Annotated in this window: 13 protein-coding genes and 1 pseudogene; 7 read left to right on the top strand and 7 right to left on the bottom strand. The window is 61.3% G+C overall.

Annotated features, from left to right (window positions below; translation table 11 throughout):
- Positions 1 to 295: 295 nt before the first annotated feature.
- Positions 296 to 838 carry a helix-turn-helix domain-containing protein gene (locus tag JV201_RS06355; protein ID WP_219406645.1) on the bottom strand — a complete coding sequence of 181 codons (543 nt, stop codon included), beginning with the start codon at positions 836 to 838 and terminating at the stop codon, positions 296 to 298.
- Between the two features lie 104 nt (positions 839 to 942).
- Here JV201_RS06355 and JV201_RS06350 point away from each other — a divergent pair, with 104 nt between their 5' ends.
- The 5 genes from JV201_RS06350 to JV201_RS06330 all read left to right on the top strand — a co-directional run bounded on the left by JV201_RS06350 (position 943) and on the right by JV201_RS06330 (position 7,038).
- A complete protein-coding gene (locus JV201_RS06350) occupies positions 943 to 1,725 on the top strand; it encodes an aldolase (RefSeq protein WP_003209128.1) in 783 nt (260 codons plus the stop codon).
- A gap of 27 nt (positions 1,726 to 1,752) precedes the next feature.
- The gene (locus JV201_RS06345; RefSeq protein WP_003209130.1) at positions 1,753 to 2,640 is read left to right on the top strand and encodes a dihydrodipicolinate synthase family protein; all 888 of its coding nucleotides are present in this window, start codon (positions 1,753 to 1,755) and stop codon (positions 2,638 to 2,640) included.
- A gap of 206 nt (positions 2,641 to 2,846) precedes the next feature.
- Complete coding sequence (locus JV201_RS06340) at positions 2,847 to 3,386, top strand: RNA polymerase sigma factor (RefSeq protein WP_219406644.1); 540 nt, start codon at positions 2,847 to 2,849, stop codon at positions 3,384 to 3,386.
- Positions 3,383 to 4,351, top strand: coding sequence for a FecR domain-containing protein (locus tag JV201_RS06335; RefSeq protein WP_087692633.1), 969 nt, complete (start codon positions 3,383 to 3,385; stop codon positions 4,349 to 4,351). The genes JV201_RS06340 and JV201_RS06335 overlap by 4 nt, the downstream gene beginning before the upstream one ends.
- Positions 4,352 to 4,479: 128 nt before the next feature.
- Positions 4,480 to 7,038, top strand: coding sequence for a TonB-dependent receptor (locus tag JV201_RS06330; protein WP_219406643.1), 2,559 nt, complete (start codon positions 4,480 to 4,482; stop codon positions 7,036 to 7,038).
- Between the two features lie 105 nt (positions 7,039 to 7,143).
- Here the strand turns inward: JV201_RS06330 and JV201_RS06325 are convergent, their stop codons facing one another.
- The gene (locus JV201_RS06325; RefSeq protein WP_003209138.1) at positions 7,144 to 7,461 is read right to left on the bottom strand and encodes a ribbon-helix-helix domain-containing protein; all 318 of its coding nucleotides are present in this window, start codon (positions 7,459 to 7,461) and stop codon (positions 7,144 to 7,146) included.
- A gap of 16 nt (positions 7,462 to 7,477) precedes the next feature.
- Entirely contained in the window at positions 7,478 to 8,059 is a 582-nt protein-coding gene (locus tag JV201_RS06320) for a DJ-1/PfpI family protein (protein ID WP_219406642.1), read from the bottom strand.
- Positions 8,060 to 8,383: 324 nt separating this feature from the next.
- Between JV201_RS06320 and JV201_RS06315 the strand changes: the two are divergent.
- Positions 8,384 to 9,380, top strand: a pseudogene (locus JV201_RS06315) (DMT family transporter).
- Positions 9,381 to 9,392: 12 nt separating this feature from the next.
- Here JV201_RS06315 and JV201_RS06310 read toward each other — a convergent pair.
- From JV201_RS06310 to JV201_RS06295, 4 genes are read right to left on the bottom strand one after another with little or no spacing between them, the layout of a single operon-like run.
- Positions 9,393 to 10,610, bottom strand: coding sequence for an SAM-dependent methyltransferase (locus JV201_RS06310; protein ID WP_003209145.1), 1,218 nt, complete (start codon positions 10,608 to 10,610; stop codon positions 9,393 to 9,395).
- A 41-nt stretch (positions 10,611 to 10,651) separates the two neighbouring features.
- Entirely contained in the window at positions 10,652 to 11,269 is a 618-nt protein-coding gene (locus JV201_RS06305; protein WP_003209147.1) for a TPM domain-containing protein, read from the bottom strand.
- Between the two features lie 28 nt (positions 11,270 to 11,297).
- On the bottom strand, positions 11,298 to 12,026 hold the full coding sequence (locus tag JV201_RS06300) for a YgcG family protein (RefSeq protein ID WP_219406641.1): 729 nt from the start codon (positions 12,024 to 12,026) through the stop codon (positions 11,298 to 11,300).
- Positions 12,026 to 12,634 carry a LemA family protein gene (locus tag JV201_RS06295; protein ID WP_003209150.1) on the bottom strand — a complete coding sequence of 203 codons (609 nt, stop codon included), beginning with the start codon at positions 12,632 to 12,634 and terminating at the stop codon, positions 12,026 to 12,028. The genes JV201_RS06300 and JV201_RS06295 overlap by 1 nt, the downstream gene beginning before the upstream one ends.
- A gap of 214 nt (positions 12,635 to 12,848) precedes the next feature.
- Between JV201_RS06295 and bglX the strand changes: the two genes are divergently transcribed.
- Positions 12,849 to 15,140 carry a beta-glucosidase BglX gene (bglX, locus tag JV201_RS06290; RefSeq protein WP_177010036.1) on the top strand — a complete coding sequence of 764 codons (2,292 nt, stop codon included), beginning with the start codon at positions 12,849 to 12,851 and terminating at the stop codon, positions 15,138 to 15,140.
- The last annotated feature ends 2 nt before the right edge of the window (positions 15,141 to 15,142 follow it).

Genomic DNA, 15,142 nt, shown 5'->3' with positions numbered 1-15,142 from the left:
TGATCTGCTTTTGATTTTGATCTTAGGCGCCCCGTTAAACCACGCTGGCCGAACGCAGGCTTTGGAGCGTGGGTAACCTGGCAGGACGCCAGGTTAGCCGTCCTGGGCCAAGGATGGCCCATGACGGCGGCCCACGGTCCAAAGCCGGAGTGAGGGCACTCCGAGCCTAAGCGAGGAGCCGAGTGGTGGGGCAAGAGCGTTTTGCTTACTTTTGCGCTSTTCAAAAGTGAGCCGCTGTAAGAGCGGAACCGATATMAGCCATCACCCAAATAACGGATATGCCCCACCCCCACCATCACCCCTCAGCACTATGCACCACCACCAAAAGCTGAGCCTGAACCTCCCCCACCGACCGAATCCGATGCGGCTTCTGCGCATTGAAATGCAACGCATCCCCCCGACTCAACACCACCCGCTCACTCATGAAATCCACCTCAACCTGACCTTCATGCACAAACAAAAACTCCTCCCCCAAATGTTCCTTGAAGGTCTTGTCGGTGAACTCCGCCGGCGGGTAAATGATGAACGGCAACAAACTACGCTCACTGACCTGATGCGCCAACACCGCGTAACCCGGTGACGCATCGGTGCCCGACAACGCCTGCCGTTCGTGGCTGCGCACCAGGCTATAGCTGTCGAGGCTGACATTGTCCTCGCTGAACAACTCTTCGACCTTCACATTCAACGCCTTGGCCAGTTTCAGCGCCGCCGCAATCGACGGCGTATTCAACCCGCGTTCGACTTTCGACAGGTAACTCTTGGTCATCCCGGATTTTTCCGCGAGCGACTCCAACGTCACACCAAGTTTTTTTCTCAATATTTTCAAACGGATAGACATGCGCAGCGGTTAATCCATTAAAGAGGCGATGATGAATACTTGCTAATGACACTTTGTGTCATATAGTCTCTTTAGTGTCATTTGCGACGAACAAGGACACTGATATGGCCAAGACATTAGCACTCCCGAAAGACCAGCTGGTCAAGCAGGCGCTGACCCAGATGCAAAACACCCTGGCGGATAATACGTGGACCGACCGGCAAAAGCTGGCGTTGACCTGCCGGATCCTGTTCGAAAACGGCCACGACTCCGGCCTCGCCGGGCAGATCACCGCACGCGGCCCGACGCCTGGCACCTACTACACCCAACAACTGGGCCTGGGTTTTGATGAGATCACCGCCAGCAACCTGTTGCTGGTCAACGAAGACCTGGAGGTGCTGGAAGGCCATGGCATGCCCAACCCGGCCAACCGTTTTCACAGCTGGGTGTACCGCGGTCGCCCGGACGTGAACTGCATCATCCACACTCACCCGACCCACATCGCTGCGTTGTCGATGCTGGAAGTGCCGTTGCAGGTGTCCCACATGGACCTCTGCCCGTTGTACGAAGATTGCGCATTCCTCGAAGCCTGGCCCGGGGTGCCGGTGGGCAACGAAGAAGGTGAAATCATCACCGCTGCCCTGGGGGATAAACGCGCGATTCTGCTTTCCCACCACGGCCAATTGTCCACTGGGGCGAGCATCGAGGAAGCCTGTGTGATCGCACAGTTGATCGAACGCGCGGCCAAGTTGCAGCTGCTGGCGATGGCCGCCGGCACGATCAAGCCGATCCTGCCGGAACTGGGCCGCGAAGCCCATGACTGGATTTCCAAGCCCAAGCGCCACGGCGCCGCGTTCAACTACTACGCTCGGCAGAACCTGCGCCAACACGCCGATTGCCTGAACTGAAACCCTTTTTCGACCGGAGACTTTTGCATGTCCAGCCCTTCTATTCACGGCATAATCGGCTACACCATCACCCCGTTCAGCGCGGACGGCCAGCGCATTGACCTCGACGCCCTGGGCCTTTCGATCGACCGCCTGATCGACAGCGGCGTGCACGCTGTCGCACCGTTGGGCAGCACCGGCGAAGGCGCCTATCTCAGTGATGCAGAGTGGGATGAAGTCGCCGCCTACAGCATCCAGAAGGTGGGCAAGCGTGTGCCGACCGTCGTCAGCGTCTCCGACCTGACCACCGCCAAGGCCGTGCGTCGTGCGCAGTTTGCCGAGGCCCACGGCGCGGACGTGGTAATGGTATTGCCGGCCTCGTACTGGAAACTCAGCGAGGCGGAAATCCTCGCCCACTATGCGGCCATTGGCGACAGCATCGGCGTGCCGATCATGCTCTACAACAACCCGGCCACCAGTGGCACCGACATGTCGGTGGACTTGATCCTGCGCATCGTCAACAGCGTCGACAACGTGACCATGGTCAAGGAAAGCACCGGGGATATTCAGCGCATGCACCAATTGCACCGGCGCAGCGAGGGCCAGGTGCCGTTCTACAACGGCTGCAACCCGCTGGCGCTGGAGGCGTTTGCGGCGGGCGCGAAAGGTTGGTGCACGGCGGCGCCGAATCTGATTCCTCAGCTCAACCTGGATTTGTATGAAGCCGTTTTGGCCAATGACCTGGAGAAAGCGCGGGAGCTGTTTTATCGCCAGTTGCCGTTGCTGGATTTCATCCTCAAAGGTGGCTTGCCGGCGACGATCAAGGCCGGTTTGCGGCTGACGGGCCTGGAGTCGGGGGATCCACGGCTGCCGGTGTTCCCGCTGGCTGAGGCAGGCCGTGTTCAGTTGCAAGAACTACTGACCCTGTTGCGCTGAAACGCAATCCAAATGTGGCAGCGGGCTTGCTCGCGAAGGCGGTGGGTCAGTCAATTAATAGGTCGACTGACTCACCGCATTCGCGAGCAAGCCCGCTCCCACATTTAGTCCGCATCCAACCTTGGATTTTCAATAGAGACAAATGACAATAATTCTCGATATCATTCACGACTTTTCCACGTCGTGCTTCGTCAAGAAGGATATCCATGTCTCGTCCCAAGCCCGACCCGCTGTCGGCCGATGCCTTTCGCGGGTTTTATGCAGATATCCTGCATTTCCTGCGTAAACGCACGGACAACGCCAGCGACGCGGCAGACATGACCCAGGATGTCTTCACCCAATGGCTGGACTACCGCGACCGGGCTCAGGTCGAGCAGCCACGGGCGTTTCTGTTCCAGATGGCGCGCAATCTGCTGCGCGATCACTGGCGCAAACAAAAGGTGCGGCACACCGTCCACCAGCAACAGGCCGAACTGGATGCCGAACCTGTCAGCGACTCGCGAGACGATCCCATGGCCGCCGCGCAACGCCTGCAACGCCTGGAACAGTTGAAAGAAGTCCTCTCTGAACTCTCGCCGAGAAGACGAGAAGCCCTTATGCTGCACCGCTTCGAAGGCCTGAGCCAGGCGCAGATCGCCGAGCACATGGGCGTTTCGGTCAGCATGGTGGAAAAGCACATCGCTTTTGCCTTGCTGCATTGCAAGCAGCGACTTCAACAAGAACAGGGCAAGGAGCAGCCAGAATGACCCGCCTGAGCGACATCGACACCTGTGACATCGAGGCCAGCGACTCCATCGATGCCCAGGCCGCCAGCTGGTTTGCGCGCAACCGCAATGACGCCGGTCGCGCCGACCGCAAGGCGTTTGCCGCCTGGCAGTCCGAACCGGCCAATGCCCGCGCCTACGCCGAATTCGAACAGCTGTGGGCCGACCTGGCGCAGTTGCAGCAACTGAACAAACCGACACCGCTGCCCGCGCGCAAGACACCCGCCTGGCGCCCGGCCCTGGCGGTGGCTGCCGCATTGGTGTGTGCCGTGCTGACGAGCAACATCGGCGCCCCACGCGAGCTGTTCCACGCCCAGGTCGCGGCCCATGCCAAAGGAATGCGCACCATGCATTTGCCCGACGGCAGCACCTTGTACGTCAACGCCAATACGCGCCTGCGGGTGGACTTCAACAGTCACCAGCGCATCGTGCATCTGGATCAGGGCCAGTTGTATATCGAGGTGGCGCCCGACAAGGAGCGTCCGCTGTTCGTGCAGGCCGGTGAAGCCAATGTGCGGGTGGTCGGCACCGGCTTCGATGTGCGGCGCAGCAAGCAGCAACTGGTGGTCAGCGTGGCCCATGGGCAAGTGGCGTTCGATCCGGATGCCAGGCTGCCGGCCACCCTGCTCGGCGCCGATCAGCGCGCTACGTTCAGTTATGCCAAAGGCACGCTGCAGCAGCAAACCCTCACTGCCGGCGAAGTCGCCGATTGGCGCGGCGGCCACGTGTCGTTTCGTAATCGCGAGCTGGCCAGCCTGATGGACGAGTTGAGCCTGTACCGGCCCCAGGCGCCGTTGCTGGTGGACAGCGCGGTGGCGCAACTGAAGGTCTCGGGCAATCTGGACGTGAATGATCCGGACGCCCTGCTCAACGCCCTGCCGGCGCTATTGCCGGTGAAAACCGTGGCCCTGGCCGACGGCAATATCAGGATCGAACCGCGCAAATAGCCCCGCGGAATTCTTATTTGAGAATATTTTGCATTCGCATGTGAGGATTATTTTTCCTGCCGCGTCTTCCTCGGGTCTGCGTTTGATACGCACACCTTTCTGGCCATTTGGCTACTCCGGGGGATTTCATGTTTCGCGCGCCTTGCCACGTTCAGCACCTGTTTCTTCGACCCACCGCCATTGCCACCTGCCTGGCCTTCAGCCTGAGTGCCCAGGCCGAGTCGTTCAAGCTGCAGCTGCCGGCCCAGTCCCTGGCCACGTCCCTGAGCCAGGTGGCGCAGCAGGCGAAAATCCAGCTGCTGTTCGATGAAGCGCTGCTGAAAAATATCCAGGCGCCAGCCCTCAATGGCGACTTCACACCGGAAGTGGCGATTCGCACCCTGCTCAAGGACGGCGAGTTCGTATTGCTCAAGGTCGGCAGCACTTACGTGGTACGCCCCGAAGAGGGCAAGACCACCAACAGCAGCGCAATCCAGCTCGACGCCCTGAGCGTGATCGGCACCGGCAACGAGGTCGACTCCACCACCGTCGGCCGTTCCACCCTGACCCAGGCCGACATCGACCGCTACCAGTCCAACAACATCCCCAGCCTGCTGCAAACCTTGCCCGGCATCAGCCAGGGCGGCTCGCTGAAGCCCGGTGGCCAGACCATCAACATCCGTGGTTTCGGCGACGCCGAAGACGTGCCGCTGACCGTCGATGGCGCCACCAAAAGCGGTTTTGAGCGCTATCAGCAGGGCACTGTGTTTATCGAGCCCGAGCTGATCAAGAGCATCGAAGTGGAGAAAGGCCCCAACTCGCCCTTCAGCGGCAACGGCGGCTTTGGCGGTACGGTCAACATGACCACCAAGGATGCCCCGGACCTGCTCAAGGACGGGCGCAACAGCGGTGCCATGCTCAAATACGGCTACTCCAGCAACGACCATGAGCAGGTCTACAGCAGTGCCGTTTACGGGCGTACCGATGACGGCCGCTTCGATGCGCTGGCCTACCTGACCCAGCGCGACGGCGGCGACATGAAGCTGGCCGCCACCCTGCCCAACGACAACAACCAGTACCCGATCAACCCCAAGCGCCTGCCCAACAGCGCCCAGAATGTGGACGGCAAACTGTTCAAGTTCAATGCTCACTTCACCGATGAGCAAAGCCTGGGTCTGTCGTATTCGCGCTCCAACAGCCAGCGCTGGACGCCCTTCTCTGCCGCCAGCTACCCGACGCCGCCGACCCAGGCCAACATCGACCGCTATGGCTACGAAGCCGCGCTGAAACGCTTCCTGGCCAACCGCAATACCGTCGACACCACCTGGTCCGGCAAGTACGAATACCAGCCGATGAATAACCCGCTGGTGGACTTGACCATCAAGTACTCCGAATCCAATACCGACCAGACCGACGAGCGCGACGCCACGGCGTTTTTCCAGTTGGCCACCGGCGGGCGCAAGATGGACACCTCCTATAACGACAAGAACCTCGACGTACGCAACGTCAGCCTGTTTTCCACCGGTGCGTTGCAGCACGCGGTGACCACCGGTGTGCAAATCCGCAAGCACACCCGGGAAACCGAAATGTGGATGCCCGGCGCCACCTACAACACCCCGAAATACAACTACGGGCACTTCCAGCCGGGCTTCATGCCCCATGGCAAGGTCGACACCAACAGCTTCTTTATCCAGGACGCGGTGACGCTGGGCGATGTGACCATTACCCCGTCGATGCGCTATGACCATGTGCGCAACCGCGGCGAGGCCAACGACGCGCCGTACTACAGCAACCCGGACCCGGCCATCGGCCATGACTACAGCGACCGCACTTACACCGGCTGGTCGCCACGCCTGGCGGCGTACTGGACCATCACCCCGAACGTGGCGATGTTCGCCAACTGGAGCCGCACCTGGCGTGCGCCAGTGATCGACGAGCAGTATGAAGTCCAGGGCCTGGGCAGCCGCACCGCCACCAGCCTGGACCTGGACCCGGAGCGCATCACCTCCATCACCCTGGGCAACGTCACCAGCTTCGCCGACGTGTTCGCCCACGGCGACAACCTGCAACTGCGTACCACGCTGTTCCACAACAAGGTCGAGGACGAAATCTTCAAGGCCACGGGCGTGGGCTGCCAGAACCAGGCGGTCAACGGCGGGACGATTTCCAGCGCCTGCCCGCCGGGCGCGATGTCCAACTACCGCAACATCGGCGGCATGACCATCAAGGGTTTCGAGGCCGAGAGTTTCTATGACTCCACCTACGTGTTCGGCTCGGTATCGTTCGCCTACACCACCGGTAAACATGAAGGCGCCTACACCAACCCATGGGGGCCGGACGTCTGGGCGCGGGACATTCCGCCAACCAAATGGGTGGTGGTGCTCGGCACCAAGATCCCGAGCCTGGATATGCGGGTAGGCTGGCAAGGGCAGTTCATCGGCGCCACCAGCCGCCTGCCGAGCGACAAGTATTCCGGCGGCCCGGGCACCAGCATCGGCGACCTGTTCTACGACCAGTACGGCAACAAGCGCTACAACACGCAAGGCCTGTTCGCCAGCTGGAAGCCGCAACAGGCTTACCTCAAGGGTACCGAGGTGAACTTCACCGTGGACAACCTGTTCAACAACAACTTCCGACCGGCCCTGAGCGGCGACCGCGCCTACACCAAGGGCCGGGATGCGAAGATCAGTGTGACGCGGTTCTTCTGACCCCACCTAATCAATGTGGGAGCGGGCTTGCTCGCGAAAGCGCTGGATCAGTCGGTACATGAGTTACCTGACACACCGCCTTCGCGAGCAAGCCCGCTCCCACATTCAGATCTTCTGCGCGCCATTTCTTGTATTCACAAGGCTGAGCTCTGGGGCGTGAACCCGCTGCTTGCTCAAATACCGCGTGCAACTCACCCGCAAGAACGAAGCAAAATTCACCACTTCGCCGCGGTAATCCATCACTTCTTCATACAGTTTGGCGATCAGTTGATTGGTGGTCATGCCATCCACCTCGGCGATCTCGCTGAGGATGTCCCAGAACTGGTTTTCCAGGCGCACGGTGGTCACCACGCCGCAGATGCGCAGGGAGCGCGAGCGGGATTCGTACAGAATCGGGTCGGCCTTGACGTACAGTTCGCACATGGCGATGACCTCCGCTTTACAGGGTGATTTTGGTGCCCAGCAGGCCGAGGAAACCCGCGAGCCAGCTTGGGTGCGCCGGCCACGCCGGGGCTGTTACCAGATTGCCTTGAACGTGGCTGTCGGTCACCGGGATATCGATGAACGTACCGCCCGCCAGTCGTACCTCCGGCCCGCACGCCGGGTAGGCGCTGCACTCGCGGCCTTCCAGGATCCCGGCAGCCGCCAGCAGTTGAGCGCCATGGCACACGGCAGCGATGGGTTTGCCAGCCTGATCGAAATCCTTGACCATTTGCAGGACTTTTTCGTTCAGCCGCAGGTACTCAGGGGCACGGCCACCGGGCACCAGCAGCGCGTCGTAGTCGGCAGCGTTCACCTTGGCAAAATCCGCATTCAGGGCGAACAGGTGCCCGGGCTTTTCGCTGTAGGTCTGGTCGCCTTCGAAGTCGTGGATCGCCGTGCGCACGGTCTGGCCGGCAGCCTTGTCCGGGCACACGGCGTGCACGGTATGCCCCACCATCAACAGCGCCTGGAACGGCACCATCACTTCATAGTCTTCGACGTAATCGCCGACCAGCATCAGGATTTTTTTCGCGGCCATGGGACATTCCTCCGGTTGAACGGTTGGGCAAACAGGAGTAGCCAAGATAGACCCGCAGGCTTGATCCGGGTAATGGCCCGCTACTACATCAGCACCCCGGCTTGTGTAGGAGCCGGGCTTGCGCGCGATGCAGACACCTCGGCCTGACAGGTAAACTGCGTTGATCCCATCGCAGCCTCGCCAAGGCTCGACAGCTCCCACATGAACCGGGTCGCCCGTTCAAAACTGTACGGATAAATCCGCACCCAGCTGTAGGCCCGCGTTTTCCGGGCTTTGTGGCTAGATGAACGTCCACTTCCGGCCCATTCGATTCTGGTTCCTTCCATGAGCTCCCGCGAAAATACCGGCATGGCCCTCGGCCTGCTGGGCGTCGTCATCTTCAGCCTCACCCTGCCCTTCACCCGTATCGTGGTGCAGGAAATCCACCCGTTGCTCAATGGCCTGGGCCGGGCGTTGTTCGCGGCGGTGCCGGCGGCGGCGTTGTTGCTGTGGCGCCGTGAGCGCTGGCCCACCTGGCGCCAGGTGCGCGGGCTGACGCTGGTGATTGCCGGGGTGATCCTGGGTTTCCCGGTGTTGTCGGCCTGGGCCATGCAAACCTTGCCCGCGTCCCATGGCGCGCTGGTCAACGGGTTGCAGCCGCTGTGCGTGGCGCTGTATGCGGCGTGGCTGTCCCATGAACGTCCGTCGAAGGCCTTCTGGGCCTGCGCGGCGCTGGGCAGTGCGCTGGTGCTGAGTTATGCGTTGATCACCGGAGCCGGCAGCATCCAGGCGGGCGACCTGTTGATGCTCGGGGCGATTGCCGTGGGTGGCCTGGGTTATGCCGAAGGCGGCCGGTTGGCCAAGGAGATGGGCGGCTGGCAGGTAATCTGCTGGGCGCTGGTGCTGTCGACGCCGGTATTGATCGGGCCGGTGGCCTACCTGGCGCTGCAACACGAAGGGCCGATCTCCATGCGCACCTGGTGGGCGTTTGGTTATGTCTCGTTGTTTTCGCAGTTCCTGGGGTTCTTTGCGTGGTACGCCGGGCTCGCCATGGGTGGCATCGCCCGGGTCAGCCAGATTCAGCTGTTGCAGATCTTTTTCACCATCGCGTTTTCGGCGCTGTTTTTTGGTGAACACATCGAGCCGATTACCTGGCTGTTTGCCTGCGGGGTGATTGTGACGGTGATGTTGGGGCGCAAGACCAGCGTGAAGCCTGCGCCAGCTCCCAAGGCTAGCGCGATCTAATGTGGGAGCGGGCTTGCTCGCGAATGCGGTGGGTCAGTTGATACATCAGGTGACTGACACACCGCTTTCGCGAGCAAGCCCGCTCCCACATTTTTGATTTGCGTCGTACTCAGGCGAGGTAACCGTCCGCCCGCAGCAGGGTTTCCAGGCAATGTTCGGTGATGTTGTAGAACGCCTTGAGCTCCTGGATTTTCTCCAGGAGTTGAGCGTTGTCCACCGGCTCGGCACGCTTCACGGCCAGGATCATCTTGTTCTTGTTGGTGTGCTCCAACGAGATGAACTCAAACACCTTGGTCTCATAGCCGCACGCTTCAAGGAACAACGCGCGCAAACTGTCGGTGACCATTTCCGCCTGCTGGCCCAGGTGCAGGCCGTATTGCAGCATCGGCTTGAGCAGCGCCGGGCTCTGGATCTGCAGCCGAATCTGCTTGTGGCAGCACGGCGAGCACATGATGATCGACGCACCGGAGCGGATGCCGGTGTGAATCGCGTAGTCGGTGGCGATGTCGCAGGCATGCAGGGCGATCATCACGTCCAGTTCGCTGGGCGCGACGCTGCGCACATCCCCGCACTTGAACACCAGCCCCGGGTGGTCCAGGCGGGCGGCGGCGTTGTTGCACAGGGTCACCATGTCTTCGCGCAGTTCCACGCCGGTGACTTCGCCCTCGGCGTTGAGGGTGTTGCGCAGGTAGTCGTGGATGGCAAACGTCAGGTAGCCCTTGCCCGAGCCAAAGTCCGCGACCCGCACCGGCTGGTCCAGCTTCAGCGGCGAGGTGGTCAGCGCATGGCTGAACACTTCGATGAACTTGTTGATCTGCTTCCACTTGCGCGACATCGCCGGGATCAGCTCGTGTTTGGCGTTGGTCACGCCAAGGTCGGCGAGAAAGGGCCGGGTCAGGTCCAGGAAGCGATTCTTCTCGCGGTTGTGCTCGGCAGACGGCGCTTCGCGCAGTTGCTGCGGCTTGCTTTTGAACAGTGAGCTTTTGTTTTTCTTGCTGTATTCCAGCTGGGCTTCGTCGGTCACCGACAGCAGGTGCGCATTCTTGAACGCCGCCGGCAACAACTCGGCAATTGCCGCCACGCCGTCGGCCAGGGAGAAGTTCTTGGTGATGTCGCGGGTCTTGTAGCGATAGACGAAGGACAGGCAAGGCTGATCCTTGACCGTCAGCTGCTTGATGATCAGCTTCTGAAGATCAGGCTCGGTGCCGACGTACTTAGCCAGCACCAGCTTGATAAAGGCGTTTTGCTCAAGGCTCGCGCTCAGCAGTTCGAGGAACTGCGCGTGATGATCCGGCGCGGGGCTGGCAGGTTTAGCGGTGGCAGACATGAACAAAAACGCCTCGGGCAGGGAATGCCGGGAATTTTACACTACTCCAACACCACCAACCGATTCGGCAGCTCATTGCGTGCGTGGGTCACCGGTACGTGCTCCCTGAGCAATTCCCCGCAAGCCTCAATACACGCCACAAACCCGGCCAACGTCTGGCCTTGCTTCACCTGGCGGGTGAAGTCCTTGACGATCGCATCCCAACTGCTGTCATCCAGGCGACTGGAAATCCCCTTGTCCACCAGGATTTCCACATACCGCTCGGCCTCACTGACAAAAATCAGCACCCCGGTGCTGCCCAGCGTGTGGTGCAGGTGCTGCTCGAGAAACTGCCGCCGTGCCAGGTTGGACGCGCGCCAATGGCGCACCGAGCGCGGGATCAGTCGCGTGGTGACCCTGGGCAAACGGAACACCAGGCACAGCACGACGAACGTGCCCCACTGCGCCAGCAGCAAGGTGTACATGGTCAACCAGCCCGACAGGTAGTGAATGATCCCCGGCACCACCAGCGCCAGCAGGCTGGCCCACAGCAGCGGGATGTAGGCGTAGTCGTCGGCGCGGGCCGCGAGCACGGTCACCAGTTCGGCGTCGGTCTGTTGCTCGACCCGGGCGATCGCCTCGGCGACCTGGCGTTGCTCGTGTTGACTCAGTAATGCCATGGTTGTTGATGCTCTCTCGTTATTGTCATTACCAGCCGCCCGAGGCGCCACCGCCGCCAAAACCACCGCCGCCGCCCCTGAAGCCACCACCGCCACTGCCTCCCCCGCCGCCACGACCGCTGCTGCTAAGAATCGCCAGCAGGATAGCGCCAACGGGCAGGCCCATGCGATTGCACAGCCACAACACTGCCAGCAACAGGATGAACAGGCCAATGGAAATGCCCGGGTTTTGCTTGGCGAAGTTGGCCTCGGACACATGCGCCGGTACGGCCAGCGGATCGCCGCCCACCACCTGCAGCATCGCCGCCACGCCGTCGCTGATGCCCTTGCTGTAGTTGCCCGCCTTGAACGCCGGGGCGATCACCTGGTTGATGATCACCCAGGACTGCGCATCCGTGAGCACGCCTTCCAGGCCATAACCCACTTCGATGCGAATCTTGTGCTCATCCCGGGCGACGATCAGCAGGGCGCCGTTGTCCTTGCCCTTCTGGCCGATGCCCCAGGCGCGGCCCAGTTGATAACCGAAGTCTTCAATGGGCACGCCTTGCAGGTCGGGCACGGTGACCACCACGATCTGGTCGCCGCTGGTCTGCTCCAGCGCCTGCAACTGCTGGGTCAGCTGCGCACGCACGGCCGGGTCGATCATCTGGGCGTTGTCCACCACCGGTCCGGTCAGGGCCGGGAAATTCAGGGCGGCCTGGGCGGTCAGGCTGAAGGCCAGCAGCACCGCCGCCATCAGCCAAGCGCGCTTGCCCATCAGAATTTCACTTGCGGCGCTTTATCGGCATCGGCACTCGTGGCCTCGAAGTTGGCGCGGACCGGCAAGTCGCTGTACATCACGCTGTGCCACAGGCGGCCAGGGAAGGTGCGGATCTCGGTGTTGTAGGCCTGCACTGCCTGGATAAAGTCGCGGCGGGCCACGGCGATGCGATTTTCGGTGCCTTCAAGCTGCGATTGCAGGGCCAGGAAGTTCTGGTTGGCCTTCAGGTCCGGGTAGCGCTCGGACACCACCATCAAACGGCTGAGGGCACCGCTCAAACCGTCCTGGGCTTGCTGGAACTGCTTGAGTTTCTCGGGATTGTCGAGGGTGCTGGCGTCCACCTGGATCGAGGTGGCCTTGGCCCGCGCTTCGATCACGGCCGTCAGGGTGTCCTGTTCATGGGCGGCGTAGCCCTTGACCACTTCCACCAGGTTGGGGATCAGGTCGGCGCGCCGCTGGTACTGGTTCTGCACCTGGGCCCACGCCGCCTTGGCCTGTTCGTCCAGGGTCGGGATCTTGTTGATGCCGCAACCGCTCAGCACGGTGCTCACCAGTATCAATGCCACGGCCTTCCAGCCCCAACGGTAACCTTGTGCTGCTTGCATGGTGTTTCTCCTGCCAAACCTATGAAATTTACCGACTGACGCGTTAGCCACGGGCTTAGGGCATAATCCGCCACCACCCACTGGATTGCATCGTGCCAATCAGCTAAAAGATGCCCAGCGCCAATAAGAGTTCAGAAGTGTGCGGTATTTATCTGAACAACACCCGAACAACAATAGACGCTCTCCGGTCCCAAGGCTGCGAGAAAGGATTTTCATGAAGAAGCTGTGTTTGCTGGGCCTTGTTGTCAGTTTGGCCACTCATTCCGTATTAGCCGAAACAAAGCCCGCAGTGCTCAAGGACAAGGACGCCTTCGTCAGTGACCTGCTCAAGCAGATGACCCTTGATGAGAAGATCGGCCAATTGCGCCTGATCAGCATCGGCCCCGAAATGCCCCGCGAACTGATCCGCAAGGAAATCGCCGCCGGCCGCATCGGTGGCACCTTCAATTCGATTACCCGCCCGGAAAACCGTCCGATGCAGGACGCGGCCATGCGCAGCCGGTTGAAGATCCCGATGTTCTTCGCCTATGACGTGATCCACGGCCACCGCACGATATTCCCCATCAGCCTGGCCCTGGCTTCCAGCTGGGACATGGACGCCATCGGCCACTCCGGGCGCATCGCCGCCCAGGAAGCTGCCGCCGACAGCCTCGACATCACCTTTGCGCCAATGGTCGACATCTCCCGCGACCCGCGCTGGGGCCGTACCTCCGAAGGCTTTGGCGAAGACACCTACCTGACCTCGCGCATTGCCGAAGTGATGGTCAAGGCCTTCCAGGGCAGCAGCCCGGCCAAGGCCGACAGCATCATGGCCAGCGTCAAGCACTTCGCCCTGTATGGCGCGGTGGAAGGCGGTCGCGACTACAACGTGGTCGACATGAGCCCGGTCAAGATGTACCAGGACTACCTGCCGCCCTACCACGCCGCCATCAAGGCCGGCGCCGGTGGCGTGATGGTTGCGCTGAACTCGATCAACGGCGTACCCGCCACCGCCAACACCTGGCTGATGAACGACCTGCTGCGCAAGGACTGGGGCTTCAAGGGCCTGGCCGTGAGCGACCACGGTGCGATCTTCGAGCTGATCAAGCACGGCGTGGCCAAGGACGGGCGTGAAGCCGCCAAGCTGGCGATCAAGGCCGGCATCGACATGAGCATGAACGACTCGCTCTACGGCAAGGAATTGCCAGGCCTGCTGAAGTCCGGCGAGATCGAACAGAGCGACATCGACAACGCCGTGCGCGAAGTGCTCGGCGCCAAGTACGACATGGGCCTGTTCGCCGACCCGTACCTGCGCATCGGCAAGGCCGAGGATGACCCGGCCGACACCTACGCCGAAAGCCGCCTGCATCGCGCCGACGCACGTGACGTGGCGCGCCGCAGCCAGGTGCTGCTGAAAAACCAGAACAACACCCTGCCGCTGAAAAAGGACGCGACCATCGCCCTGGTCGGCCCGCTGGCCAAGGCGCCGATCGACATGATGGGCAGCTGGGCCGCTGCCGGTAAACCCGCGCAATCGGTGACCCTGCTGGACGGCATGAACGCCGTGATCGGCGACAAGGGCAAGGTGATCTATGCCCGTGGCGCCAATATCACCAACGACAAGAAAGTCGTCGACTACCTCAACTTCCTGAACTTCGATGCCCCGGAAGTTGTGGATGACCCGCGCTCGTCCCAGGACATGATCGACGAAGCCGTCAAGGCCGCCAAAGGCGCCGATGTGGTCGTGGCCGCCGTGGGCGAGTCCCGTGGCATGTCCCACGAATCGTCGAGCCGCACCGACCTGAACATCCCGCAGAGCCAGCGCGACCTGATCAAGGCTTTGAAAGCCACCGGCAAACCGCTGGTGCTGGTGTTGATGAACGGCCGTCCGCTGTCGATTGTCGAGGAGAACGAACAGGCTGACGCAATCCTGGAAACCTGGTTCGCCGGCACCGAAGGCGGCAACGCTATCGCTGACGTGCTGTTCGGTGACTACAACCCGTCGGGCAAGCTGCCGATCACCTTCCCGCGTTCGGTGGGGCAGATTCCGACCTACTACAACCACCTGAGCATTGGCCGGCCGTTCACTCCGGGCAAGCCGGGCAACTACACCTCGCAGTACTTCGATGACACCACCGGGCCGCTGTTTCCGTTCGGTTACGGCTTGAGCTACACCAGTTTCAGCCTGTCGGACATGGCGCTGTCGTCCACCACCCTGAACAAGACCGGCAAGCTCGACGCCACCGTGGTGGTGAAAAACACCGGCAAGGTCGATGGCGAAACCGTGGTGCAGCTGTATATCCAGGACGTGGCCGGCTCGATGATCCGCCCGGTGAAGGAATTGAAGAACTTCCAGAAGATCATGCTCAAGGCGGGCGAAGAGCGCGCGGTGCACTTCACCATCACCGAGGAAGACTTGAAGTTCTACAACACCCAACTGAAGTTTGCGGCTGAGCCGGGCGAGTTCAATGTGCAGATCGGGTTGGATTCGCAGGATGTGAAGCAGCAGAGCTTCGAACTGCTCTAACG

It is taken from the genome of Pseudomonas sp. Colony2, from assembly GCF_019382755.1.
Taxonomy (GTDB): domain Bacteria; phylum Pseudomonadota; class Gammaproteobacteria; order Pseudomonadales; family Pseudomonadaceae; genus Aquipseudomonas.
The sequence above is the reverse complement of the archived record's forward strand: the minus strand, read 5'-3'. Positions and strand labels throughout refer to the sequence as shown.